Source organism: Paenibacillus sp. HGH0039 (assembly GCF_000411255.1).
GTDB lineage: Bacteria > Bacillota > Bacilli > Paenibacillales > NBRC-103111 > Paenibacillus_F.
The window spans coordinates 703,311-725,523 of record NZ_KE150413.1 but is presented as its reverse complement, the minus strand read 5'-3'; the positions used below and the strand labels follow the sequence as shown (position 1 = coordinate 725,523).

The window sequence follows — 22,213 nt, the reverse complement described above, 5'->3', positions numbered from 1 at the left end:
AACTCACCTCAAAGATTGGATTGGACGAATCAGCTTTCCGCTGGCCGTCTTCGGAAGCTCCTCTTTCATTTCGATCACATCCGGCCACAAGCGGGAATCTTTGATCTCGTGAATGATCGTCGAACGGATTTGTGTCATCAGGACCCCTTGTTCACAAGTGATCCAGGCATGAACTCTCGTCCGGTCTTCGGAATAATCCGCAAAAACGAGCGCTTCCTTGATTCCCCGGAGCTTCATCAGCTCGCTTTCGATCTCGCTCGGGTCCATATTGACTCCTCCCCGGATGATCAGGGAATCGGCTCTTCCGAGAATATAGATGTCGCCTTCCCGGATTACGGCCCGGTCGCCCGTCCTCAGCCAGCCGCCCTTGATTTTCAGCGAGGTCGCGGCCGGATCGCCGTAGTAGCCTTTCATGACGTTCGGTCCCCGCACGTACAGGACGCCTTCCTCGCCTTCCTCGGCAGCCCTTCCCTCCGTGTCCTCCGCCCGCACCTTCACCTCGACGCCCTCCAAAGGTCTGCCGACGCAGCCCTTCCGGTTCAGGAAGGCGCCCTCCTCGGTCAGACAACTGATCCGGGGCGAAGCCTCGGTAAGTCCGTAAGCGTTCCAGACAGCCGCGCCCGGAAACGCTTCGGCAATGAGCTCCGCCTGTCTGACGGTCAGACACTCCCCACTCAGCATGAGGCAGCGGAGGCTGCCGAAATCGAACCGTTTCCGGAAACGGGCGAAGGTGGCGGCGACGGTGGGCGTTGTGCCGAGAATGGTAATGCCGTCCCGCTGGATGCTCTTCATCGTGCTCAGCGGATTCGTATCCGGGGGCCGGAAGTAGACGGCTGCTCCCCGGAATAAGGACGGCAGCAGCTCGCCTGTAAAGGCCGAAGCGTAAGTAAGCGGCCGGAACAGATAAAGCCTGTCCTCCGGAGCCGGCTTGAAGTAGCCCAGGATGCTGCCGACGTTCGACCAAATGTTGCCGTAGGTCAGCATGACGCCTTTGGGCCGGCCGGTCGTCCCCGACGTGTACAGGACGACCGCGACATCCCGCAGCTCTTCTCTGGGCGAAGCCGTTACCGGCTTAAGCACGGAGAGAAGCTCGCCGTCTTCGTTTAGAAGCGCCGGTGTGATATACAGCTCCGGCTTGATCCAGCTCAGCACATTTTCGGTCAAACCGGGATTTTTGGCGGGATCGACCGGAACGAGGGTGACTTTCTGCCTCAGAGCCGCCAGAAACAGCGGGATCGCTCTCCAGCCGACGGAAACGTCGATGGCGACGGTCCGCTGTCCGCGGTTTGGATCGGCCGCGAGTCCGGCTATTTCCAGCATCCTCGCATGACTCTGCGCAAGCTCCGTTATTCGGCTGTAGGAGACTTCATGAGTTCCATCCACTGCGCATAGGCCAGAATGGTCAAGTAGCTGACGGAAAAATAACTTTGCATCCATCCCCTCTCCTCCCCGTTTAGTCGGAATCCGTGTTCAGAAACAACCTTTTTACGCTGTGAGATTTGTTGACGGGTCTGAATATGTTATCGCCGGCCGAATTGAGAAGTTCCCTGTTCTGCACAAAAAGACTTCTGACGCTTTCGCCGACGAAATGCATCACGAGAGAATTCCTGAACCCGTACCGGGTCCGGTTCGCATGGGAGCCGTGGACGGTGTAGCCGTTAAACACCACCACGTCTCCGGGCTTGGTGGTCAGATCGACCTCCGTGTGACGATCGGGAACCGGAACCGACTGCCCGTAGGTGGAACGGCTGCCCGGAGCCCGGGGTTTCAGCAGACCCAGGCGGTGACTGCCCGGAACCATCCGAAGCCCGCCGTTTTCCGGGGACGCCCCGTCGAGGGACACCCAGAACGCGCAGCCCGGAGCAGGCTCGGCCCCGATATCGTAATTGTCCTGGTGCAGGGGCAACTGCTTGGCCCCCGGACATTTATAAAACCCCGTCGTTCCGACAAGCAGCGCATTTTCGCCAAGCAGCCGCGCAGCCGTCCCGAAGGCTCTGGAATCGAGCGAGAACCGTCTGAGAGCCTCATGGCTCTGATGCACATTCCTCAAGGGCGGGAATAAGCTTTCCAGCGGAAATACCAGGCTTTGCAGGATCGTGCGGCTGCGGATGCCCCGCGTCCATACTTCTTTCAAGGCCCGCTTGACCTCTTCCGCCTCGTCCGGCGAAAACACCCCGGGAATGACCGCGAATCCCTTTTCCCTGTAGTGCTCCATCATTTCGCCCGTCATGATTCCCTTGCTCAATGTACCCCTCCTCCCGTTTAGCGGGGAACGTTCCCCTTCTCTCTTTAAGCATAGAGGGTCGAAGGGGGAGTTACTCGGCTTTCCTGGCGGCTCTGCGCTACTTGGCGATAATTCCGTTTACGTAATCCTGAATGTGTTTGGGAGTCGACAGTTCGTCCAGATTCAGCTGATCGTCCAGAACGTCGATATTGAACATCATTTCGAACTCAATCAGAATTTCAACAACCTTAACGGAATCTATTCCTTTTTCCAGAAAATTGGTATCCATCTCCACGTTATCGAGCTCGCCGATTTTCTGAATGACTTCCAGTGCCGCTTCTCCGGTCAACATGCGCTTCATCCTTTACGAATTATTTTGCAGAACTTGTTCGATGGCGCGGACGGCCGTTTCGTTCGGGTTGTCCCGCCCCATAATCGCAGCCAGTTCCTTGGCCCGTGGTGTATACGGGTTTCCCTCCGCCAGCAGGCTGTGAAGCGCCTGTCCGATCCGCCCGCGTCCCGCTTCCTCCGGGCCGACGGTCAGGGCGATTCCGAGGCGCTCACATGTCCGGGCCAGAAGATGCTGGTCGGATGCGAGAGGAATCACAACCATGGGGACGCCGTACCTCATGACGGACTGTACGGTGCCGCAGCCTCCATGCGTAATGACAGCGTCCGCACGGGGCAGCAGGAGATCGTGATTGGGATAAGCCGTTATCCAGCTGACATGGGGAGGCAGAGGCCGCTTCCCTTCGTACGGCTTATGTTCCGCAACGATCAGATGAAATGAATTCTCCTCCGACAGACTCACGGCCGCGCCGATATAGCGGTTCATGACCTCCCTGGAATCATGCCGTTCCGTCGAGGAAGCGCAGACGAGAACAACGGGACGGCCCGGGCACGGTTCCGCCTCTAACCGGGACGCCTCGGTTACGCGGTCACGGTCTCCGGACTCAAGCGTGCAGCTCCCGGTAAACACGGACTGTTCCGGAATGCCGCCTTCCTCCGGGTACAGCGCGGCATGGACGTTGACCAGATGAAGCCGGGGAGACAGCCCCGCCAGATCTCCCCGCGTTCTCCTGTCATCGGTAAGCGGCGGCAGTCCCAGTCTCATCCTGACCCCGTTCAGCTCCCGAGCGTAGCTCTGCCTCAGCCGGTTGAAGACGGTCCGGCTGCCGGGAAGCGCTTCTTCGGGATAAGGAACCGTCGTTTGGAGGCTGATCCAGGGGATTCCTCTTTTCTCCGCCGCATAAGCCGGGGCCGCTTGGGAAGAATCGCAAATCATCCAGTCGACTTCCCGGCCGGCAAGCAGCGCATCCATTTCCTGGGCCTGTTCATAAATAAACTTCTCCGGAAATTTTCCCCATTCCGCCGGCAGGAAGGCCAGTCCCGCACGAACAGCCAGCTCCTTATTGGCAGGGTGGGTAACCAGCGTGACTTTATGCCCCTTCTTCTTAAGCTGCTGTCCGATAGCCAAGGCCGGAATTACATGTCCCAGAACCCTCTGGACCGCGATAAACAGGTGAGCCATCCGCTTCCCTCCCGTTCAAGGATTTAACGGTTCCAATTCCGGCATAACGAAATAACCGTTTTTACGGATCAGAATGTCGTCAAAATAAAGTTCGCCGCCTCCATAGGCTTCGAGCTGGCATAAAACGAGATCCCAATGTATACCCGAGGTGTTCCCGTTATCGGCCATCTCGTAGGCTTGTCCCAAGGCAAGATGAATGCTTCCCGCCATCTTTTCGTCGAACAGCAGGCTGCGCATGGGTTGTCGGATATGGGGATTCAGCCCGATGCCGAATTCGCCCGGACGGGAAGCTCCCTCGTCCGTCTTTAAAATGCCGCTCAGCGCTTCGGTATCGTCCGCCGACCACTCGGTCACTTTGCCCTGCCGGAACGTGAGCGCGACGGAATCGAACGTTTTGCCCATGCAGCTTGTCGGCACATTGAACGTGATCCGGCCTTCCGCCGAGCCGGCCACCGGCGCCGTAAACAGCTCTCCGTCGGGAAGATTGTAGCGGCCGTCGCACAGGAAAGAGGGAACGCCTTTCACGGAGAAAGACAAATCCGTCCCGGGCGAGACGATACGGATACGGCTTGTCCGCCCAAGCAGCTTCCGGAGCGGCTCCGCCTTTTCTTGGAGCCCCCCGTAATCCATCAGGCAGGACGAGGCGTAGATTTGCCGGAGCTTCGAGGTTCCGATGCCCGCCTGCTGGGCCATTCCCGGGGTGGGATAGCGGAGCAGCACCCATTTGGGCTTGGAAGCCATTGTCATTGTCAGAGGCTGAAGATAATGCTTCACGTAATAGCCGTAGCGCGTCTGGTCCGCATCTTCCATTTCGAAGGTATTGGCTTCCGAGTGAATCCCGATGTACGCGTCCATGGCTTCGACAAGGCCCAGGTCATGCTCCGCCCACTGGCGGATCTGTTCCTCGGAGGCTCCCGCCAGCAGCCATTTAAGCTCCTCGACGTCCGTTGTCTGCAGAAAAGGGACCGCTCCGGCCTCGTAGATGCGCGCGATCAGGCTTTCGGTCAAATCCGCCGCATCTCCACGGACTTTGACTACCACTTTTTCTCCCGGACGAAGCCTCAGAGAATGGCTGACGATCGTGTCCGCAATCCGCTTGAACTCTTCTTTCATGATTCACCTCATACCAGATGTCGTAGCTCCCGGTAAAACCCTTTTTCGCTTTCAAGGGCTTGCCCGAGATAATCGGTAAGCTTAGCCGAATAGTCTTTATCCGGCTGCCTTTTCCACTTAGCCAGAACCCCCATAACCAAAGACCATGATTTGCACACGTAAACAAGCTCCTCCACCCAGCCGGGGGCTTTGTACCGCTCCGGTATGGCGCCGTTCTCCACGGCCGTTTTCCACAGCTCCCTCAACCGGCGGAAATAGTGGACGTCGAACTCCAGCGTTTCCAGCATGGGGATCAAGGCTTCCGGCGGGCTTTCCGCAATCGCCTTTACGAAGTTCTCCAGATTCTTAAGTCCCTGCTGATCGACCATATTGTGTACCGAGGCGCGGACCAGCGAGAGGAATTCTTCCTCCCAAGTCTTCGCATACCCCGGCCGGCGTCCAAGGATGGCGACACCGCCCTTCTCCGAGTTCGCCTGAGCGCTCATCAGCGTTTCCCAGGGGACTTTGCCGATATACCCGTTAAAAAAAGCCGGGGCCCCTTCGTCATCGACCAGTGTCACCCCCGCCTCGTCATAATCGACCAGCAGCGACCAATGAACGATATCGTGCTTCCCGTAATACGAGGAGAACACGGCTTCCTTCGCATTGTAAAACAACAGACAGTAGCCTTCGTGATCGAAGACGGAATCAATCAGAGGATACAGTCCCTCCGTATTCAAAGGGGAATATTTTGTCAGCCTCCAGCCTCTCCCCGGCTCGGGCTCCCTGCGCCTCAGCATGAGTCCGTTCGACTCGCAGTCGAAGGCGTTCAGGAAAACGGGCGTAAGCTGCCGCTCTCCTTTCCATTTAAGCACCTCCATCATGCAGAGCTGTCTGCAGTCAAGCGTGCGCTGGGATAATCCTTCGCCGTCCGGGAACCGCCAGTCGTTTTTTTGGGACAGGATGGTTTGCGCTATTGTTTTCCGGGTTTCTTCCATTAAAATTTCTCCCTCTCCCCGTTATCGCTCCGTACAATGGAGACCGCCTCGGTTATCCATTGGTCCATTGCCGCAGGATGCTGGTAAAAATACCGGTATCCCTGCATCCTGTGCAGAATGACGTGGTCCATTGCCTCCGCTATCGTCCGGGCCTCTTCATCTTCCCTGCTGCACATGATGTGCAGAGGCCCGCCGTATTCTCTGACAAGACGGGCCGTATCCAGCTCAAGAAGCTCGTCCAGCATACCGGCTGAAATACACTGACCGTGCAAATAAAGCATATGGGCGCCCCAAGCCATAAAAAAGTCGTACGGCTCCCGGTTAAAGTCGCTCAGCGTGTAATAATCGAAGCCCGGCACAAGAAGCTGGGCGTCGAGCTTTCCTTCACGGCGGAGAGCTTGAAGCGCCTCCCGCCCGAACAAAGCTTCCTTCTCCGGGAATTTCCGGAAGGGAGGCGCCAGCAGTACAGGGATACAGACGGGAGCAGCTTCCTCCTTCTTCTGCAGTGCGGCTGCCGTCTGGAGGGCTATGATCCCGCCGAGGGCATTGCCGATCAGGAAAATCCTCTCCGCCGGGTACTCTTCCAAAACTTCGGCAAGCACTTCGAGCGCATCCCGCTTCATGCCGGACACCGTCGTGTCCCCCAGTTCTCCGAAGCTGTCCCCGTGGCCGCGGTAGTCAAATTGAACGACCCTTACTCCGCTCCGGGCCAAATATTTGCGCAGGTTGGAGAACAGGTAGTTTTTTTCGCTCATCGCCTGGCCCAATCCCGCGAACGTCACAACGAGATCGTTCCCGGGTCCGTCAGGTTCTTCCACGAGTCCGTAGATACCGCGATCACGGCCGAATCTTCTTTGCTTCCACATGACTTATCCTCCCCTAACCAGACGCTCCGTGAGGAGCCAGGAAGTCGTATGATCCATCAGCGTTTCCTCCAGCGGTCTGGATGTAAACAGATGGCCCGCTTCCGGAACCCGGACTACCCGATTCTGTGCGGAATGCCTGTAAATCGCCGACTGGCGGGACTCCGACAGCTCCATTTCCTCCAGGATGAGAGGATCGTTGTTTCCGTAGACGAGGACGGAAGAGCCCTTATAAGATTCCAGGGCGACTTCGGTGTCCATGCTCTGCAAATCCCGGTAAAAATCCATCCCGACCCATAGGCCGGCCCACGGCATAACCAGCTTGCCCGCTTCCGGATGCCGGATAAAACGAGGATGCTTTCCGCTCGGATAATTCCCGCCGAATTCGAAAAACAGCGGACTCCACAGAACCAGCCTCTCTATCCCGCTGGCCCGTGCCGCCATTAAGGCGATTCTGGCTCCATCGCTGAATCCCAGGAAGACGGCCTCCCGTTCCCGCAGATCCGGATGACCGCAGACAAACTCATAGGCCTTCAGCACATTCGATATTTTACCGGAGGTCGTCATGTCGAAATAATGCCCGTCGCTCAGGCCGATTCCGTAATAATCGAAACGCAGGAAAGCGATTCCCTGCTGTGCCAATCTGCGGGCGAATTTCACGGCGAGCCGGTGCACCTCGTACCTTTCGCCGTTTTTGCCCGGACAGTAGATGATCACCGGACAAGGTCTGAGGTGCTCGGGCGGCAGGTGCAGGACTCCCGCCAGTTCCCCCTGGTCGTAGAGCTCCACCAGTCTTTCATCTCCGTTCATCCTTCTCCCCCTCCTCCCGCAGCAGTTTCATTTTGCAGTGAATCACGGTGCGGCCGCCGACTTTGCCGACGGCCGCCAGTTCGCTTCCTCCGGCCGTAAAGCCGACGTCAAATCTTACGGAGTCCCCCGGAACGACCGGACTGAGGAAACGCGAAGCGATTTCACCGAACCGGCAGTCGCCCGGTTTCCCGGGCAATTGCCGCCGCAGCAGAAGCTCGGCCGATTGCAGGATGCATTCCACCATCAGCATACCGGGATACACACTGTATGAAGGGAAATGACCAATCAAATAAAAATCACTGCCGGAAATATTCTTCAATGTTGAGATGGCCCTATCGCTTTCTCCGATAATCCGGTCCACCATGGTCCAAGGTTTTGCGTCATGCAAATAAGCCTCTGCCGGCATACGATGGTCCCCGCCTATTATGAATTTGATGTCGCGGCAACAGCTACGCTTAGTTCGGCCGATACCGCCGTTGTTCCGTCCGACCGGTACAAAGTGCCGGTAAAGATCGCTTTTTTGCTTAAAATGCGGACGGGTTCTACCTTGTAAATAATGGGTTCCTGCCAGGATATGGGCATCAGCAGCTTGGCCTTGATCGCTCCCAGCAGGGGAACTTCATCTTCCTCCAGGGGCGCCGTCTCCAATTGGGTCAGGATGACGCACGCTTGGGCCAGCCCCTCAATCAGCAGGGTAGGCGGAATGGTATCCGTATTGCCGAAGTAGATCTTCAGCGGCAGCGGGCTGCATCCGGCCACAAGAAATTTTCCGGGCGAATAATCCTTTACCTCGTCCAGCACCCGGAGGGGAAACTGATGGGGCAGCATCGTCAGCAAATGACCGTAGTCCGGGCGGCGGCTCATAAACAGCCTTCAAGCGCCTGAACGATATCCCTGACCTGCGTACTGCCGCTGATTTCCAGCGCTTCGTCCGGCCACTGGACTCCGAAATGCTCCTCGATAAGCACGACAAGCTCCATAAACCGCAGCGAATCGAATCCCATATCGAAAAGCCGCTTTTCTTCGCTAATCTCTTCGACCGGCAGCATACCGCAGCCTTGATCGCTTAAAAACAGACGTATTTGATCTTTCGCACACACGTTGCTTCCCCCTCCAAACTTTCCGTTGCTTTCATTGTAAAGGTCCCGCCGCCGCTTCTCTCTGCTTCGATTGCAAACAATTCTTGCTTTATTGAGCCGCGGATTCAGACGCAGACCGGGCAGCTCCGTCCCTGCTGTACAGAACCGGATTAAGCGGACTGTCCGCACGTTCTCCCGGTTTCCGCCCCGGAAAATACGTCTCCAGATGCTTCCGTCGCGCCTCCTTATCCTCCGGGTCGGCTATAATCGCATCCTCCGCTATATACGTGATCGTCAGGACTTCACGCATGGAGTCCGTCGGATTCGCCAGCGCGCTGTGAGGCGTCCATCCGGAATGAAACGTCGCGTGCCCCGCCTTCATTCCCTTGTAGCCGGTCTCCGGCAGCCCTCTGCGGACCGCATCCAGCAGAATATTGCCGGAACTTTTCATCCGCTCGATCTCATGCGCACCGGAAATGAACCGCAGCGAGCCCATCTCGTCCGGAATATCGGTCAGAGGCAGCCAGAGGGTAATGAGCTTGTCGGGTTTAAAGCGGAGCATATACGCGCCATCCTGATGCCAAGGTGTAGGGCCGCCTCCCGGTTCCTTGTAAAAAATCTGATCCAGGTACAGCCGCACCCCGTCCGCTTCCAGCAGATCGGCGGCCATCCGGGCGAATTTGCGGGCAAAGACGAATTTCTTCACAGCTTCGTCTCTCTGCCATAAATTAATCAGCTGGAGAAAAGCTCTGCCAAAATCATCGCGCTCCTCCAGCGGCCGGTCTTCCTGCACACAGGTCCGGACCAGTTCCCTCACCAGGGGGCGCAGAGCCGCCACGTCTTCTTCCGCGGCGACCCGTCCGGCATAAACATGACCCTTGCTGCGGTATTCTTCTATCTGTCCGGGAGACAGCACAATCTCCTCGTGCAAATTTGCCGTGAAAAGAGAATCCTCCACCTGTTTTCCTCCTCTTAAAAAAGCCTGCGGTAAAGCAGCGGCGTCAGCGGCCCTGCGGCCGGCTGTCCCGCCACGGTTCCGGCAAAGAGGCGCCTGAGGTGCGGGGCTCTGCCGGACTTGTCCTCGGGATCCAGAATTCTCGCCCCGTCGGCAAAATACGTCACCGTCATCACCTCGCGAGTGAAGGCCCCGCCGTTCCCCGGAGCGCTGTGCAGCAGACGCCCCGCATGAAACGCGGCGTCGCCGGTCCTCAGCGGACCGTAGTTCTCTTCCGGGAGTCCCGCTCTTTTCGCTTCCAGCAGGGGATTCTTGGATGCGCCTCCCGGAAGAAGATGCGATCCGGACAGGTAGGTCACCGGCCCGCCGGGCTCCGGCAGATCCACCAGTGGCATCCACATGGTGATAATCTGCGCGGGATCCAGCTCCAGCATATAAGCCTCGGTCTGATGCCAAGGCGTTACGCTCGCCCCCGGCTCGATGAAGTTCGCCTGGTCCAGGTACAGCCGGACTCCCGTGACGCCCATGAGATCCGCCGCCAGCTTGGCGAACCGGCGCGCAAATACGAACTGCCGGACACGCGTATCCTCCTCCCAGAGGTTCATATACAGCTGCTTATGCGGCCGGACGCTCCGATCTCCCGTGTAGCCCTCCACCGCCGAGATGATATGCGGACGGTAGGCGCTGATTTCATGGATGAAGGCCGCCTGCCTGATGCAGACGTGCCCGTTCGCCCGGAACTGTGCGATCAGGCCCTCCGGCAGTGCGTAGCTGTCGCCCAGAGGCGGTAAGTCATCGTGAACGGCCCCGTTCATTCCGCATCCTCCTCCGTTTGATGAACCAGCTTGACCACATCCCGGTAGGGCCGGTAAAACAGCAGCGGAAGCCGCCGTCCCTGCGCCTTGCCGCCCGGCTCCAGACCCTGGAAAAGACTCTGAAGCTGCGGATTCCTGCCGGCGCTGTCCGCGGGATCCGTAATCCGGGCGTCTTCGGCAAACCAGGTAATAATGAGCATCTCTCTCGTGATCTGCGTATCGTTGCCGTAAGCGCCGTGAAGCGTCCAGCCGGTATGGAAGGAAGCATCCCCCGCCCGCATCGGGCCGCACGGCTTCTCCGAGAGGCCCAGTCTCATGGCCGCGAGGAGAGGATTTTTGGCGCCCCGGAGCTTCTCGTGATGATGCGAACCGGCAACGTAAGAGAGCGGCCCCCTCTCTCCCGGAATATCCGTGAGCGGCATCCACATCGAAAGGACGGAATCGGGGTCCAGCTCAAGCATGAACTGATTGGCCTGGTGCAGAGGCATTGCGCCCGCCCCGGGCTTCTTGAAGAAGACCTGGTCGAAATACAGCCTGACTCCGTCCACACCGAGAAGATCCGCCGCAATCCGGGAAAATTTCCGGGCGAATACAAACGCCTTCACGGCGGCATCCTTCTCCCAGACGTTCATCACCTGCAGCCTGAGCCCGTCGTCCAGCCGGGCGATCTCGCGCCGGCACGCTTCCCGGATCCGGCCGATATCTTCCTCCGAGGCCAACTGTCTCAGGAGCAGATGCCCGTCCCTGCGGAACCCGTCGATGTCCTCCCGCGACACGCTCCATTCCTGCTCCAGCGCATCAAAACCATGCGTGTTCTCCATCTTATCCCTTCCTTTCCGTCCGGCTGCCGGACTCTGCAAACCGGTCGAACACGAGCGGCGTCCAAGGGCTGACGGCTGTGTCTCCGGGCTTCATTCCGGGAAAAATCCGTCTCAGGTGATACGCCCTCGCCTCGGTATCCGGCTCGACGATTCGCAGGTTATCCGCAACGTAAATGATCGTGGCGACCTCCCTTACGATGGAGGTCCGGTTGGCCGCCGCATAGTGCAGGGTCAAGCCCGAATGGAAGGTCGCGTCTCCGGCGGGCATCGCCCCGTAATGGACCTCGGCCAGTCCCTTCCGGTAAGCCTGCAGAAGCAGATTCGTATGCTTGTCCGCAGGCAGCTCGTGCGAGCCGGACATAAAGCGCATCGATCCGAGCTCCGCCGGCAGATCGACGAGCGGCATCCACATGGTCATCGTCATGTCCGGGTCCATCTGCAGCATGTAGGGACTATCCTGGTGCCAGGGAATCGCTCCGCCTCCCGGCTCCAGAAAAATTGCCGAATCGTGGTACAGGCGCAGCCTGTCCACGCCCATCAAGTCGGCGGCGATTTGGGCAAAACGGCGGGCGAAGGTGAAAGTTCTCACCTTGGAACTTCTCTCCCACATGTTCATCACGGTCGGAAAGGCCCGTTCCACTCCGTAAAACTCCCGTTCGTCCGGCGGATAGGAATCGGCCGTGAACGCAGGGTAAATTTCCGTAACCGCCTGACGGTAAGCTTGTACTTCCTCGGCCGAACAGACTTTTTCCAGGTAAGCATGCCCGTCCCTGCGGTAGCGGCTAATCTGCTCGCCGGTAAGGCTGTACTCCCTGTCCAGCCCGGCTGTCGCACTCCGTTCTTCCCCGATCATTCCCCTCACGCTCCTTTCGTTTCATTGAGTTCCCGCTGCACCGTCTTCTCCGTTCTCCGCCGCAGCCTTCATGCCGCTCTCCGTTCCGGTCCAGACCGCTCCGGATGCCGAGCGGCTTTTCGCGATAAGCTCGCGCCTGTGTTTAATTTCCTCCAGGGAGAGGCTCTCCTTATTCAAGCCGGTGAACTGCTCTTCGACAGACAGCCGGACTGTCGTTTCGTGCTGCTTGCCGCTGCGGCTGAACGTTACCGATACGGGCCCCTTTTTACCGGAATAAGACGAAATGACACGGACGAAATCACCGTAGGTCGCCGTTGTCCGTCCCCCGATGCCGAGAATGATATCGTGTGCCCGGAGCCCCGCTTTCTGTGCGGGACTGTTCGGGAATACTTCCAGCAAATAATTTCCGCCCCGCACGGAAACTCCCGTCTCCCGGCTCTGTTCCGGGTTCACCGTGCAGTTGGTTACACCGAGCCGGGGATAACTGAATAATTCCGTTCGCAGATCCAAGCCCAATTCGAGCACCGACTTCAAATTCATCAGAGAGCGCCGCCAGCCCATTTCCAGACACTCGCGCAGCCACTGCCCGTACGTGTCTTCGGCGAATCCCTGCACCTGCAGACTCAATTTGACAAACCCGTCCGATGCCTCCAGGGTAAAAGCCGTGTTTACATAGAAGATTTCCGCTTTGCCGTCGGGTGCCAGGGATTGATAAGCGTCCGAGAGGACGAAACGGCAGTTAGGTACGCTTTCCACAACGACAGACTGATTCTCGATGTCGCCGTAATTGAGCGTGTAGACATCTCCCGCCTTCGGCAGGGAGGGATCGCCTGTTGTAGAAGAAGAGTACGTGAGATACGTATTCGTCCCTTCCGTCGTGGCGATCGACCACCATACTTGCTCCGGGGCGGCTTCGAGATAAGTGACATTGCGTGTACGGTCCGTTGGACATTCAATCATGATTTTGACCTCCAGATAAAAGTGAAATGACGGCTTCCGCCTGCAGGCCGATTTTCTTGACCAGACTCGGGAAAGTCGCCAGCATCTTCAGGGCGCCGGCCGACGTTTCCGTTAAGGGGTCGCCGGCCGTTTCCAGCGTAGCCAGCGAATGCCGGTACTGCGGATAAATCCGGTTGTTGCGCTGCTCTTCATAGCTCCGCATCGCTTCTTCCCATTCCTTCGCGCCTGTGAAAAAAGCATGCAGCTCGTCCGCCAGGACTTCGGCCGTACATACGGCGTTGTCGATTCCGACGCCGGCCACCGGGTGCAGAAAAGCTCCGGCATCTCCCGCCAGCGCCCATCCGCAGCCGTAAGCTTTACGGATAAAGCTTTTAGCCGGAGGAATTCCCCGGACGCTTCCTTCCAATCCGCTCTCCGCCAGTCTCGGCGCCAGCGTGCGGATTTCCAGCAGCCTTTCCATGAATCCCCCCCGTCCGAGGCGGGCCATCCGCTCCTGTTCCTCGGGGGAATACATGATGGCTGCGCAGTGCATCAGCCCGTCGATCGGATTGCACAGGACGACGGACGAACCCTTCCAGTACCATTCGACCGCCGGAACGGGCAGCCGATGCACACCGGACAAATACGCGTAAGCAACCCCGTGAAGCGGCCGCTCCGTCTCGGTCTCCAGAGGGGCCCGCACCCCTTTGGCCACCGCCGAATACCGGCCGTCCGCACCGATTACGACTTTCCCGGCGAAACGCTGAAGCTGCCCGTCCTTCTTCCGGCATTCGATGCCTACGGCTCGTCCGTTCTCCAGTAAAATCTTCGTCACTCTGGTGTTAAGCCGCACTTCAACGTTCCGATGACGGGCTGCGCTTTGCAGAAGCAGAGGGTCCAGCAGTTCTCTGCGGAGTCCCAGGGCTCTTTTCGTCACCGTTATATCCGACTCGAAAACAGTCCCTTCCAAATCCACTCGCATCCGCGTCAAGAAAGGCGCTCCGGCGGACTCCATTTTCCCGAGAATGCCGAGCCTCCCATACACGTCGCTCTCGCCCAGGATGTGGGTTGACGTTGTCGCGTTCGGGTACGGAAATTGATCGACCAGCAGAACCGAGTGTCCGCGCCGCCCCAAAAAGGAAGCCAGCGAAGCTCCGGCACATCTCGCGCCCACGATAATCACGTCGTACATCGCATTCTCCTTCTCGTACGGCAATTTTCAAGTAAGAAAGAGGGGCCCGTGTTAATGACCCCTCCTGTGACCGTTCGATTAGTTAGATTGCAGGCATCCGTATACGGTTCCCACTTGATTGTCTTCGCTGTCAAACAGCGGAGTGACGCTGTCCGAATAGAACGTGGCGTTTTTCGGAGGCAGGCCTTTCAGGGTCCCTTTCATGTGAATCGCCTGTTTGTTGTGGAATTCGCCTTCCGGAGTTTCGATCACCCAGTACAGCCAGGACTCGCCTTGAACGCCGTCCGCCATTTTTTTGTTGAACGGGATTGTGGCTTTAGCTTTCATGGCCGCGCCTTGTCCGTGCAGACCACCGCGGACGCGGATGGTTTGTCCCGGCCAGATCACGCTCGAAGTTGCGACAAGATCGACATTTTTGATGCCCAGTTCCACATTGATGCCGGATTTCAGGCTGAACTCGGAATCGTTGACGGTGAACTCGGTCGGTGCTACCTGAGTGAATTGAAGCTCTTCGGAACGTCCGTCCAGCAGCTCCAGATAAGTTTTGCTGTTGGAGTTCTCCAGCGTCATGGTCACTTGCTTGGCATTCTTTTTGGACGATGCGGTTTTCATGGGTTTGCCTCCTTGAGTGGCTGTTTTTTTTGTTTCCCCGGGGTACTTTTACTATCTCATATCCCCCGGCCGGTTACTCTGCTTTTGACCATGACCTCTTCGTCTTCTGTTGGCGTGCGTTCCGTCCGGTTCACTGTTTACTGTCCAGGCATTTCTGAATGAGGTTCCGGATCGTTTCCACACTGGTAAAATTCTCAAGTAGAATTTCCTCGTCTTCGATCACGATGTTGAAAGCTTCCTCCAGCAACACCACAAGCCGGATAAAACTCATGGAGTCGATTCCCGTTTCGAGAAGCTTGGTGGTCGGTTCAATCTCGATCTGCTGGGGCAAAATCTGTTTCACATGTTCAATAATCACAGCTTCCATGGCTGTTTGGTTCATGCTTACACCTCGACGATTCAGATTTTCATTTCAAGTGAGACAAGGTAAGAAACTCCATCAGCATGGCGGAAGCCCGTTTCTCAAGCTCATACAGGGTCTGGAAATTGTCCGCAAGCTGATGCAGGTATACGGATGCTTTCGTCCGCTGATATTTGATGCTCGTCCACTTGGCCCGGTCCATCTCCGTTTTGGCCTTGATATACACATTCTTCAACAGGTCCAGCTGACTGGAATCCGTCCCGGTCTGAAGATAAACAATCCTTTGCAGCATCAGGCTTTTGTGGAGAATCATTTTGTGAACGATAATGTTCCAGTAAATGAATTCCTTAGCCTGAAGAGGTCTTCCCTCCGCAAGCTGCCGGAAATACAGGGACAGAACCTCGTTGACGTAATGGCCCATCGCAAACGTCTCATCCTGCGAACCGTTCCCCCGCACCCTGCCTCTCTCCAGGGCAAAGTACATGTTACGGGTATCGGGACGGGACGCGAGCGCATCTTTGAGCCGGATAACCGACGCGGGAAACCCGTAGAAAGCAAACCAGCGCTGGGCATGCAAATCTTCATCGGCCAGTCTGGTCATCTCCCGGCCGAACAGGCCGTAGGGGACCTCCGAGCTTCCGTATCCTTTGCCGTTCACGTCGAAAGCGAGAAAGTGAAAAACCTTGCGCTCATCGTCGAAGCCGTACACAAGCGCTTCATGAAACATATCCTGCTTGTTGTAATAACGGGAGCAGGGGATGTTTCTCCAGTTAAAATACACGATCATATAGCGGCCTTCGCCCAGCGTCTTCCGCGCCGTCTCCACCCAGTCCTCACAGCGGACAAGGGGCGTTTCCTCGAGAACTTCCGAATAGACGTCGAGATGCTCTTCAAAGCGGACGACGGGAAACAGATCGGCCCCCGTCGATTTGAGGGTCAGGTTCATAAAGTGGCTGTGGTACCAGGGCAGCGTCCGGGCATGCGCAAGCAGAAGACTCAACCGGATGTTGTGGTAGCATTCGGTCTCGAAACCCGGCGATTCCGCGACAGGAAGCAGGTGTCTCGTATCCATCCTTACAGATGCTCCCTGATGAGCTGCGGCCAGCTTCCGGCCTCGTATCCGTGCGTTTCGGCCAAGGCCTGCACCCATCGGTCCACTCCGAAGGCGGTGCAGCCCGAATGAAGGGGCGCGCCCTTGCCCGCCTCGCCCGCTTCACCGGAGTCTCCGTATTCCTCTGCTTCTCCGGTTATGCCGAACGCTTTGCACAACACGTCTCCGCATACATTGAAAGACGTGACCGCATAATCGCTTGCGCTCCCTCCGCCGGGTGCGAACCGCAGCTCGAATTTGGACTCCGCAGCGAGCTGGAACAGCCGGCGGTCCGTGTCCTCCGGCAGGAAGAAGGGGTCCGACGCCGTCTCCACGTATCCCTCCAGCCCCAATTGCCCGAAGAGGAGCCACGTGTCCTCCAGCAGCTTTAGCCGCATATCCCTTACCTCCTGCGCTCCGCCGATGTACACGATCTCGAACATCCCGAACTCGCGCAGCCGGGAATCGTCTATCCGGCTGGTGTGCTCATGCCTGAAGCAAGGTCCGTAAGCGGAGTAAAGCGCGAGCTTCGGGCCGGACGAAACCGCCCCCGCCGCCCCGGGGCCGCTCCCGTTCCCCGCAGGGCCGCCGCTTCTTGTCCCGCTCCGTTCCTCGTACACGTGGTAGCAGACGCAGGGCTGCAGATACATGCCGCTCGGCTGCAGCAGCTCGTGCAGCGGCGCGTTGTCCTCGAGCCGGGCACGGATCTCCTGCATCGTGTCAAATTGATGCCGGAATTCCCCTACGGCATAAACATTCTGCGGGAAATTCCGGATATATCCGCTCTTCTGAAGGACGGATTCCGGCATCATCGCCGGGTATCTGCGGAGAGCCGCCCCGTACGCATGCGCCCGGCTCCGCAGAAGCTTCACAAGCGCCTGCTCCAGCAACACATGAGCCTCCTTGGCACTTTCACTGCTTTCACTGCTTTCACTGCTTTCACTGTTTTCGCTATCCCGCTCCCGTGACGGTGACGCTCCTGTTCGCGCTCGAGCGCGTCCGGCCTCCCCATACCTGCGGTTATCCTTCACCTTCCGGTAGGGAAGCTTCCGGCGTCCGGACAGAGATGCGCATAAGACATCCAGACGGCGGACGACCTCTTCTTCGTCCGAACCCCCGTACTCGATCGTCAAAGCCGCCTCATCCCGGCTGACGTTCGTAATGCGATCGGACAGATAATAAATTTTTTCCATGAGCTGAATCAGATCTCCGGCCTGCCCCACCTTATCGAGCGGTACTCGAATCAGCATCCTGTCACCTGCTTTCTCCACGCCTCTTTCTACCTCCACCCGGCAAAATAATCCGCTTCCTGAATGGAAAACACCGATTCCTGGCCTTCGGTAATTTTCGTATCCGTATTGAGCCTTCTGCGCACTCTGGCGCCCGTTTTATCCATCAGATTGTTAAAATTAAGCGCAAGCTTCTCCACGCTCACCCCGGTAAAATGAATGAGCAGCGACCTGCGGAAGCGGTGTCTGGACAAGTTGTCCGAAGAGCCGTGGACAATATTCCCGTTGAAAAAAATAACATCTCCCGGATTCGTGGCAACCTTCACCATCTCAGCCGTTTCGTAATCCTTCAGCCACTGGCCTTCATCGGAAAAATACCGGCGGACGTCGGAAGTGTCGCCTTCGGGCACCTGCAGGTCCAACGAGTGGGTACCGGGCACGAAAGTCATGCCCCCGTTTCCCTCGTCCGAACCGTCCAGCGATATCCATGCGGCATAAGTCGTTCCCGGCGACACGCCGAAAGCGTAATTATCCTGGTGCATGGGAAGACCTCTCGTCGAAGGAGACTTAAAATAATAGCTGGTCGAAATAATGAGCGCCTCTTCGCCGATGAGCTGCTCCAGATAAGCGAACAGCTGCGGTTTGAGGGATAACCGCTTAATGATTTCATTCTTCCGGTGGTAATCCCGGAGGCGGGGGTACAGACTTTCGAGCGGACGGTTCCCGTTCTGGATGATCTGCCCGGAAGCGGTGAGCTGCACCCAATGCAGATCAAACTGACGGATTAACTCGTTGACTTCCTCCGGTGTATACACGTCGCTCAGGACGAGATAGCCCTCGCCGGCGAACGTGGTAAGCTTGTCGTCCGTTAGCTTCTCATTCATCGGTCACTCCCCCTTTCTGCCCAAGTTGGCGCCCGCGTTCATCCGCTTGCGCACCCGCTGGCCTTCTTTGTTCATCAGATAATTGAAATTAAGCGTCGTCTTCTCGGCGCTCGTCCCGGCGAAATGACTGATAATCGAATGGCGGAAAAGAACCTCGCTCCCATTGTCCGCCGAATCGTGGATCAAATTCCCGTGATAAATCACGATATCGCCCGGCTCTGTCCGCAGCTCGATAAGCTCATGTTCCTCCGGAACCGCCAAAGTCTGAACATAGCCGCCGAAGGTATCCTCGGCCGTTGTGTACACTTTCTCCGGAACCTGAAGATCCGACGTATGGGTCCTCCGCACAATCCGCATGCCGCCGTTGGACACATCCGCCGGATCGAGGCCCGCCCATATCGCATAACAGGTGCCCGGAAGGACGCCGATTCCATAGTTGTCCTGATGAAACGGCATGCCCGTCGAACCCGGAGGCTTGAAATAAAAGTTGGTCGATACCAGAAGAGCTTCCTCCCCGGTCAACTCTTCCAGGGCGGCTAAAGCCTCCTCTTTAAAAACAAACTCGTGTACAAGGGCATGATCTTTATGCAGATCCTTCATGCGCGGAAACAAGCTCATTAACGGCTTCTCCGGGTCCTGTACGATTTTCTTGTCGAGAATCGAATCCAGCCAGGCCTTATGGTATTCCTCCTTCAAAGCGTTCACTTCTTCCGGCGAATACACGCCTTTCAGCACCAGATAGCCTTCCTCGGCAAAAAATTGTTTCTCCTGCACGCTTAATGAATATGCCGTCATAAACAGCCTCCTTCGGATGAATAAAATGACTAGGCTTCAGGATCGCAAAATTCCCGTTCTCCCGGCCTCGACCGGTGCAGCTGGACCTCCCGGATCAGCCGGCGGGCCTGCTTCGGATCGGTCAGATCGTAGCGCTTGATGCCGCCTCTTTCGATCCGTTCCATATAAAACTTCAGGATCTCCAGGGGAATTCGGTGAGGATTGTGCCGCAGCATCGCAGCATCTCTCTCTTCGGGACTCATCGGGCTGAATTCGATTTGTCGCGGAAAAGCGGCGTTCCCCGCCCGGGCCCGGTAGCTGCCATGGTTGACCAACTGAACGCGCCTGCCGTTGATATACGCCACTTCGATGCCCTTCACCAGAGCGAAATGCAGCGCTTCCCCGATATCCTGGATGATCGGTTCTCCTTTGCCGTTCAGGGAAGTATTGCACAGAACCGGAACGCCGGTCGCTTCCTTAAAAGCCCGGAGCAGCCTGTACAGATTCCGGGTAGGGGGAGCATCTTCCACCGTCTGAACCCTTGCCGTGCCGTCCAGATGAATAACGGCCGGGATTAGCTCCCGCTTCTCCGCCTTTACGCGGAAAGTATGGAGCATATAGGGCGACGGGCAGCCTTCCTCGAACCACTCCCCTACCTCGCCGGCAAGAATAACGGGCGCGACCGGGCGCCACCATTCTCTCTGCTTGACGGTATTCAGCGCATCCTTCGCCGCCGATGTCCTCGGGTCCCCGAGAAGAGAACGGGCGCCAAGCGCTCTGGGCCCCATTTCCGCCGGTCCGTCGAACCAGACGACAGGCGCATGGCACAGATCTTCGGCCGCCCGGCTTTCTTCCAGCGGGGTTACGCTCCCGATGCAGCCGGCGAAGGCGCCGGACTGGAGGACTTCCTCCAGCGCGGACCCTGATGCGCCATGGTAGGCGTGACCGAGCCGGAACCGGATGCGCGCCGGGGACATTTTGCGGTAAAACGCATACAGGCCCATGCCGAGCGACAGACCCGAATCGTTTACGCAGGGCGGTGCAATCATGCCTTTAAACCCGTACTTGCGCATGAGGTGGCTGTTCGTCGGGCAATTCAGCGCATAACCGCCGGCCAGAGCGAGATAGGTCTCTTCCGGCTTGACGCCGTATGAGTCGAGAATGGCTTCCACATTCCGCTCCATCAGGGCGATGGATGCCGCCTGCACCTGCTTCATCACGGCGGAAATCTTGTTCTCTCTCTCCGTGAAGCGGGGATCGAAGCCCGTATAAGCAGGGTTTTCCCGCGCATCCCTCTCGCAAAGCTTGTCCGCAGCTTCGATGAGAGGCCGTAAATAATCATGCTCCCAGATGTTGAAATTCCGGTCGTAGGCCGGTGGAAGCTCCAGAGGAACAGGATTTACGGCGCTTTCGGAAGCATAGGCAAGCGCCATCAGCGTGCCTTCTCTCAGGTTGTAATACGTGCTGGACCAATCCCACAGCGGACCGGGGGACTGCACCGGAAACAGCTCCAGCTTCCCGCTGCGCACCAGGCATCCGGCAAAAAACGGTTTGTTCCCTGTCTCCCTGTCCACCACGTCATCCGGGATGCCGTCGACGGCCAGCCCGAGCACATTTCCTTCATAGAACAGCCTGCTGTCCGCCATTACGGCCGAGAACAGATGGGAGATGCTGTGATAGGACAAGTCCGGGTAATCGTCCAGGGAGTGGTAATCCGAACACGTAGCCAGCCCGGGCGTGCCCCACACTTCCGTCATGTCTTCCAAGGACAGGCCGAGCGGGCCGAGCAATTCGTCGACGACTCCTGCGGCATGCTCAAGACTGTAGAAAGACTGCCTGTGCTGCTTGCGCCCCGTGAATCTCTCCAGCTCCCAATAGCGAATAAGCCGGATATCGCCGCCCTCCTTGCGGAACAGGGCCATATTGGGGTCGTGCCGGATACAAGTCCCCGTCAAATAATCCAGGGGGCCGATATGAAAATAGGTGGAAAGATAGTAACCGTCCTGCATGCTTTCACCTCGCCACATGAACTTATTTCCATTCTAACAACGCCGTGGAACGGACAATCTGATCTTCTTGCTCGTTAATCGGACATTCTTTCCCGTTTCGTTTTTACGGCGTCAACCGGACAAGAAAACCTGAGGCCCGGAACGGACCGGATTTTATAATAGAAAAAAAGTAAACGCGCACAAGGAGGTATTCAGTTGGAATCCGAATCCGCAAACAAAGTCCTGCCGGATTTATCGTCCGGTTACACGCTGACGCAGGAGCAGATCCGTTATTTCAGAGCCAATGGGCATATCTGTTTGAAAGAGGTTCTCACCCCTGCGGAAATTACGGCCTACCGGCCCTGCATTCTGGAAGCCATCCGCGATTACATGACCAATACGATCCCTTCCTCCGGTCCGGACGATTCCGGCACGGTCAATTTGCGTCTCCGCCACCCCGATGTCGGGCGCTTCACCGCTTCCCGCCGGCTAGCCAAGATCGCCGCCGACCTGATGGGCGTGGAAGGCGTCCGGATTTACCGGGACTCCGCCTTCTTCAAACAGCCCGGTGCGGCCGCAACGCCCATGCATCAAGATAACAACTACATGCTTCTCGACACGGACCGATCCATTACAGCCTGGATTCCTCTCCGGGAGGTTACCGCTTCCACGGGTTCGCTTCACTTTATTTCGCGGTCCCATACGCTCGATAATCGCGGAAAAACCGCCAAGCAGAACCTGAAAGCGGCGTACAGACTCGGGCTGGAAGAGATGACTTACGGCGGAATCGGACTCGGAGACGTGACCTTTCACGCGGGCTGGACGCTTCACAATGCCCCGCCCAACGATACGCGCGATACCCGTGAAGCCATGACGATGATGTATTACGAGGACGGAGCCGTGATCGTCAACCCTTTCGGGACCGATCCTACCGGACATCTCAACCAATACTTCGGGGGGCAGAAGACGGGCGAGACGGCGGACACCCCTTTTAACCCGCTCGTGTATACAAAAGACAGCTAAGGAGCCGTCCCCGAAGTCAATCTGTGATCCTTTTCAACGGATGCCTTTAACACGGATTCGAACCTAAAAGAAGCTTCCCG

Annotated in this window: 25 protein-coding genes; 1 reads left to right on the top strand and 24 read right to left on the bottom strand. The window is 57.4% G+C overall.

Going from position 1 to position 22,213, the window contains the following annotated elements; translation table 11 throughout:
• Positions 1 to 3: 3 nt before the first annotated feature.
• From HMPREF1207_RS17580 to HMPREF1207_RS17465, 24 genes are all read right to left on the bottom strand, one after another.
• The gene (locus tag HMPREF1207_RS17580) at positions 4 to 1,437 is read right to left on the bottom strand and encodes a class I adenylate-forming enzyme family protein (RefSeq protein ID WP_016423850.1); all 1,434 of its coding nucleotides are present in this window, start codon (positions 1,435 to 1,437) and stop codon (positions 4 to 6) included.
• A gap of 16 nt (positions 1,438 to 1,453) precedes the next feature.
• Positions 1,454 to 2,245 (bottom strand): phytanoyl-CoA dioxygenase family protein, encoded by a 792-nt coding sequence (locus HMPREF1207_RS17575; RefSeq protein WP_016423849.1) that lies wholly within the window; start codon positions 2,243 to 2,245, stop codon positions 1,454 to 1,456.
• A gap of 97 nt (positions 2,246 to 2,342) precedes the next feature.
• Complete coding sequence (locus tag HMPREF1207_RS17570; protein ID WP_009671731.1) at positions 2,343 to 2,576, bottom strand: phosphopantetheine-binding protein; 234 nt, start codon at positions 2,574 to 2,576, stop codon at positions 2,343 to 2,345.
• 12 nt (positions 2,577 to 2,588) lie between these two features.
• On the bottom strand, positions 2,589 to 3,755 hold the full coding sequence (locus HMPREF1207_RS17565) for a glycosyltransferase (protein ID WP_009671730.1): 1,167 nt from the start codon (positions 3,753 to 3,755) through the stop codon (positions 2,589 to 2,591).
• A 15-nt stretch (positions 3,756 to 3,770) separates the two neighbouring features.
• Positions 3,771 to 4,868, bottom strand: coding sequence for an aminopeptidase (locus HMPREF1207_RS17560; protein WP_016423848.1), 1,098 nt, complete (start codon positions 4,866 to 4,868; stop codon positions 3,771 to 3,773).
• Between the two features lie 8 nt (positions 4,869 to 4,876).
• Complete coding sequence (locus HMPREF1207_RS17555) at positions 4,877 to 5,845, bottom strand: hypothetical protein (protein ID WP_009673064.1); 969 nt, start codon at positions 5,843 to 5,845, stop codon at positions 4,877 to 4,879.
• Positions 5,845 to 6,711 carry an alpha/beta hydrolase gene (locus tag HMPREF1207_RS17550; RefSeq protein WP_009673050.1) on the bottom strand — a complete coding sequence of 289 codons (867 nt, stop codon included), beginning with the start codon at positions 6,709 to 6,711 and terminating at the stop codon, positions 5,845 to 5,847. The genes HMPREF1207_RS17555 and HMPREF1207_RS17550 overlap by 1 nt, the downstream gene beginning before the upstream one ends.
• Before the next feature lie 3 nt (positions 6,712 to 6,714).
• Positions 6,715 to 7,518 (bottom strand): alpha/beta hydrolase, encoded by an 804-nt coding sequence (locus tag HMPREF1207_RS17545; RefSeq protein WP_009673058.1) that lies wholly within the window; start codon positions 7,516 to 7,518, stop codon positions 6,715 to 6,717.
• Complete coding sequence (locus tag HMPREF1207_RS17540) at positions 7,505 to 7,924, bottom strand: 3-hydroxyacyl-ACP dehydratase FabZ family protein (RefSeq protein ID WP_009673060.1); 420 nt, start codon at positions 7,922 to 7,924, stop codon at positions 7,505 to 7,507. Before HMPREF1207_RS17540 ends, HMPREF1207_RS17545 begins: the two co-directional genes overlap by 14 nt.
• A gap of 17 nt (positions 7,925 to 7,941) precedes the next feature.
• Positions 7,942 to 8,382, bottom strand: coding sequence for a 3-hydroxyacyl-ACP dehydratase FabZ family protein (locus tag HMPREF1207_RS17535; RefSeq protein ID WP_009673068.1), 441 nt, complete (start codon positions 8,380 to 8,382; stop codon positions 7,942 to 7,944).
• Positions 8,379 to 8,618 (bottom strand): acyl carrier protein, encoded by a 240-nt coding sequence (locus HMPREF1207_RS17530; protein ID WP_009673065.1) that lies wholly within the window; start codon positions 8,616 to 8,618, stop codon positions 8,379 to 8,381. The genes HMPREF1207_RS17535 and HMPREF1207_RS17530 overlap by 4 nt, the downstream gene beginning before the upstream one ends.
• Positions 8,619 to 8,706: 88 nt before the next feature.
• Positions 8,707 to 9,555, bottom strand: a complete 849-nt coding sequence (locus HMPREF1207_RS17525; RefSeq protein WP_009673063.1) for a phytanoyl-CoA dioxygenase family protein — start codon at positions 9,553 to 9,555, stop codon at positions 8,707 to 8,709.
• A gap of 14 nt (positions 9,556 to 9,569) precedes the next feature.
• Entirely contained in the window at positions 9,570 to 10,367 is a 798-nt protein-coding gene (locus tag HMPREF1207_RS17520) for a phytanoyl-CoA dioxygenase family protein (RefSeq protein WP_009673047.1), read from the bottom strand.
• Positions 10,364 to 11,188 (bottom strand): phytanoyl-CoA dioxygenase family protein, encoded by an 825-nt coding sequence (locus tag HMPREF1207_RS17515; protein WP_009673062.1) that lies wholly within the window; start codon positions 11,186 to 11,188, stop codon positions 10,364 to 10,366. Before HMPREF1207_RS17515 ends, HMPREF1207_RS17520 begins: the two co-directional genes overlap by 4 nt.
• A 1-nt stretch (position 11,189) precedes the next feature.
• The gene (locus HMPREF1207_RS17510; protein ID WP_009673054.1) at positions 11,190 to 12,041 is read right to left on the bottom strand and encodes a phytanoyl-CoA dioxygenase family protein; all 852 of its coding nucleotides are present in this window, start codon (positions 12,039 to 12,041) and stop codon (positions 11,190 to 11,192) included.
• Positions 12,042 to 12,062: 21 nt separating this feature from the next.
• On the bottom strand, positions 12,063 to 13,001 hold the full coding sequence (locus tag HMPREF1207_RS17505; RefSeq protein ID WP_009673057.1) for a PDZ domain-containing protein: 939 nt from the start codon (positions 12,999 to 13,001) through the stop codon (positions 12,063 to 12,065).
• Positions 12,994 to 14,172, bottom strand: coding sequence for an NAD(P)/FAD-dependent oxidoreductase (locus HMPREF1207_RS17500; protein WP_009673052.1), 1,179 nt, complete (start codon positions 14,170 to 14,172; stop codon positions 12,994 to 12,996). Before HMPREF1207_RS17500 ends, HMPREF1207_RS17505 begins: the two co-directional genes overlap by 8 nt.
• Positions 14,173 to 14,250: 78 nt before the next feature.
• Positions 14,251 to 14,784 carry a hypothetical protein gene (locus tag HMPREF1207_RS17495; RefSeq protein WP_009673049.1) on the bottom strand — a complete coding sequence of 178 codons (534 nt, stop codon included), beginning with the start codon at positions 14,782 to 14,784 and terminating at the stop codon, positions 14,251 to 14,253.
• A 130-nt stretch (positions 14,785 to 14,914) separates the two neighbouring features.
• Complete coding sequence (locus HMPREF1207_RS17490; protein WP_009673053.1) at positions 14,915 to 15,166, bottom strand: acyl carrier protein; 252 nt, start codon at positions 15,164 to 15,166, stop codon at positions 14,915 to 14,917.
• 25 nt (positions 15,167 to 15,191) lie between these two features.
• Entirely contained in the window at positions 15,192 to 16,217 is a 1,026-nt protein-coding gene (locus tag HMPREF1207_RS17485; RefSeq protein WP_009673048.1) for a hypothetical protein, read from the bottom strand.
• 2 nt (positions 16,218 to 16,219) lie between these two features.
• Entirely contained in the window at positions 16,220 to 17,485 is a 1,266-nt protein-coding gene (locus HMPREF1207_RS17480; RefSeq protein WP_009673051.1) for a tRNA ligase class II core domain (G, H, P, S and T), read from the bottom strand.
• Between the two features lie 29 nt (positions 17,486 to 17,514).
• On the bottom strand, positions 17,515 to 18,348 hold the full coding sequence (locus tag HMPREF1207_RS17475) for a phytanoyl-CoA dioxygenase family protein (protein ID WP_009673055.1): 834 nt from the start codon (positions 18,346 to 18,348) through the stop codon (positions 17,515 to 17,517).
• A 3-nt stretch (positions 18,349 to 18,351) separates the two neighbouring features.
• Entirely contained in the window at positions 18,352 to 19,143 is a 792-nt protein-coding gene (locus tag HMPREF1207_RS17470; RefSeq protein WP_009673066.1) for a phytanoyl-CoA dioxygenase family protein, read from the bottom strand.
• Between the two features lie 29 nt (positions 19,144 to 19,172).
• On the bottom strand, positions 19,173 to 21,149 hold the full coding sequence (locus HMPREF1207_RS17465) for a carbamoyltransferase C-terminal domain-containing protein (protein WP_231392111.1): 1,977 nt from the start codon (positions 21,147 to 21,149) through the stop codon (positions 19,173 to 19,175).
• Positions 21,150 to 21,326: 177 nt separating this feature from the next.
• Between HMPREF1207_RS17465 and HMPREF1207_RS17460 the strand changes: the two genes are divergently transcribed.
• On the top strand, positions 21,327 to 22,133 hold the full coding sequence (locus tag HMPREF1207_RS17460) for a phytanoyl-CoA dioxygenase family protein (RefSeq protein ID WP_016423847.1): 807 nt from the start codon (positions 21,327 to 21,329) through the stop codon (positions 22,131 to 22,133).
• The last annotated feature ends 80 nt before the right edge of the window (positions 22,134 to 22,213 follow it).

What these genes read in the sequence shown, in the direction of transcription:
- HMPREF1207_RS17475 (WP_009673055.1), bottom strand. Translation starts at nt 18,348, where the DNA reads ATGAATGAGAAGCTAACGGACGACAAGCTTACCACGTTCGCCGGCGAG.
- HMPREF1207_RS17570 (WP_009671731.1), bottom strand. Translation starts at nt 2,576, where the DNA reads ATGTTGACCGGAGAAGCGGCACTGGAAGTCATTCAGAAAATCGGCGAG.
- HMPREF1207_RS17510 (WP_009673054.1), bottom strand. Translation starts at nt 12,041, where the DNA reads ATGATCGGGGAAGAACGGAGTGCGACAGCCGGGCTGGACAGGGAGTAC.
- HMPREF1207_RS17470 (WP_009673066.1), bottom strand. Translation starts at nt 19,143, where the DNA reads ATGACGGCATATTCATTAAGCGTGCAGGAGAAACAATTTTTTGCCGAG.
- HMPREF1207_RS17560 (WP_016423848.1), bottom strand. Translation starts at nt 4,868, where the DNA reads ATGAAAGAAGAGTTCAAGCGGATTGCGGACACGATCGTCAGCCATTCT.
- HMPREF1207_RS17500 (WP_009673052.1), bottom strand. Translation starts at nt 14,172, where the DNA reads ATGTACGACGTGATTATCGTGGGCGCGAGATGTGCCGGAGCTTCGCTG.
- HMPREF1207_RS17520 (WP_009673047.1), bottom strand. Translation starts at nt 10,367, where the DNA reads ATGAACGGGGCCGTTCACGATGACTTACCGCCTCTGGGCGACAGCTAC.
- HMPREF1207_RS17555 (WP_009673064.1), bottom strand. Translation starts at nt 5,845, where the DNA reads ATGGAAGAAACCCGGAAAACAATAGCGCAAACCATCCTGTCCCAAAAA.
- HMPREF1207_RS17535 (WP_009673068.1), bottom strand. Translation starts at nt 8,382, where the DNA reads ATGAGCCGCCGCCCGGACTACGGTCATTTGCTGACGATGCTGCCCCAT.
- HMPREF1207_RS17545 (WP_009673058.1), bottom strand. Translation starts at nt 7,518, where the DNA reads ATGAACGGAGATGAAAGACTGGTGGAGCTCTACGACCAGGGGGAACTG.
- HMPREF1207_RS17495 (WP_009673049.1), bottom strand. Translation starts at nt 14,784, where the DNA reads ATGAAAACCGCATCGTCCAAAAAGAATGCCAAGCAAGTGACCATGACG.
- HMPREF1207_RS17580 (WP_016423850.1), bottom strand. Translation starts at nt 1,437, where the DNA reads ATGGATGCAAAGTTATTTTTCCGTCAGCTACTTGACCATTCTGGCCTA.
- HMPREF1207_RS17550 (WP_009673050.1), bottom strand. Translation starts at nt 6,711, where the DNA reads ATGTGGAAGCAAAGAAGATTCGGCCGTGATCGCGGTATCTACGGACTC.
- HMPREF1207_RS17465 (WP_231392111.1), bottom strand. Translation starts at nt 21,149, where the DNA reads ATGTGGCGAGGTGAAAGCATGCAGGACGGTTACTATCTTTCCACCTAT.
- HMPREF1207_RS17485 (WP_009673048.1), bottom strand. Translation starts at nt 16,217, where the DNA reads ATGGATACGAGACACCTGCTTCCTGTCGCGGAATCGCCGGGTTTCGAG.
- HMPREF1207_RS17565 (WP_009671730.1), bottom strand. Translation starts at nt 3,755, where the DNA reads ATGGCTCACCTGTTTATCGCGGTCCAGAGGGTTCTGGGACATGTAATT.
- HMPREF1207_RS17540 (WP_009673060.1), bottom strand. Translation starts at nt 7,924, where the DNA reads ATGCCGGCAGAGGCTTATTTGCATGACGCAAAACCTTGGACCATGGTG.
- HMPREF1207_RS17505 (WP_009673057.1), bottom strand. Translation starts at nt 13,001, where the DNA reads ATGATTGAATGTCCAACGGACCGTACACGCAATGTCACTTATCTCGAA.
- HMPREF1207_RS17515 (WP_009673062.1), bottom strand. Translation starts at nt 11,188, where the DNA reads ATGGAGAACACGCATGGTTTTGATGCGCTGGAGCAGGAATGGAGCGTG.
- HMPREF1207_RS17490 (WP_009673053.1), bottom strand. Translation starts at nt 15,166, where the DNA reads ATGAACCAAACAGCCATGGAAGCTGTGATTATTGAACATGTGAAACAG.
- HMPREF1207_RS17480 (WP_009673051.1), bottom strand. Translation starts at nt 17,485, where the DNA reads ATGCTGATTCGAGTACCGCTCGATAAGGTGGGGCAGGCCGGAGATCTG.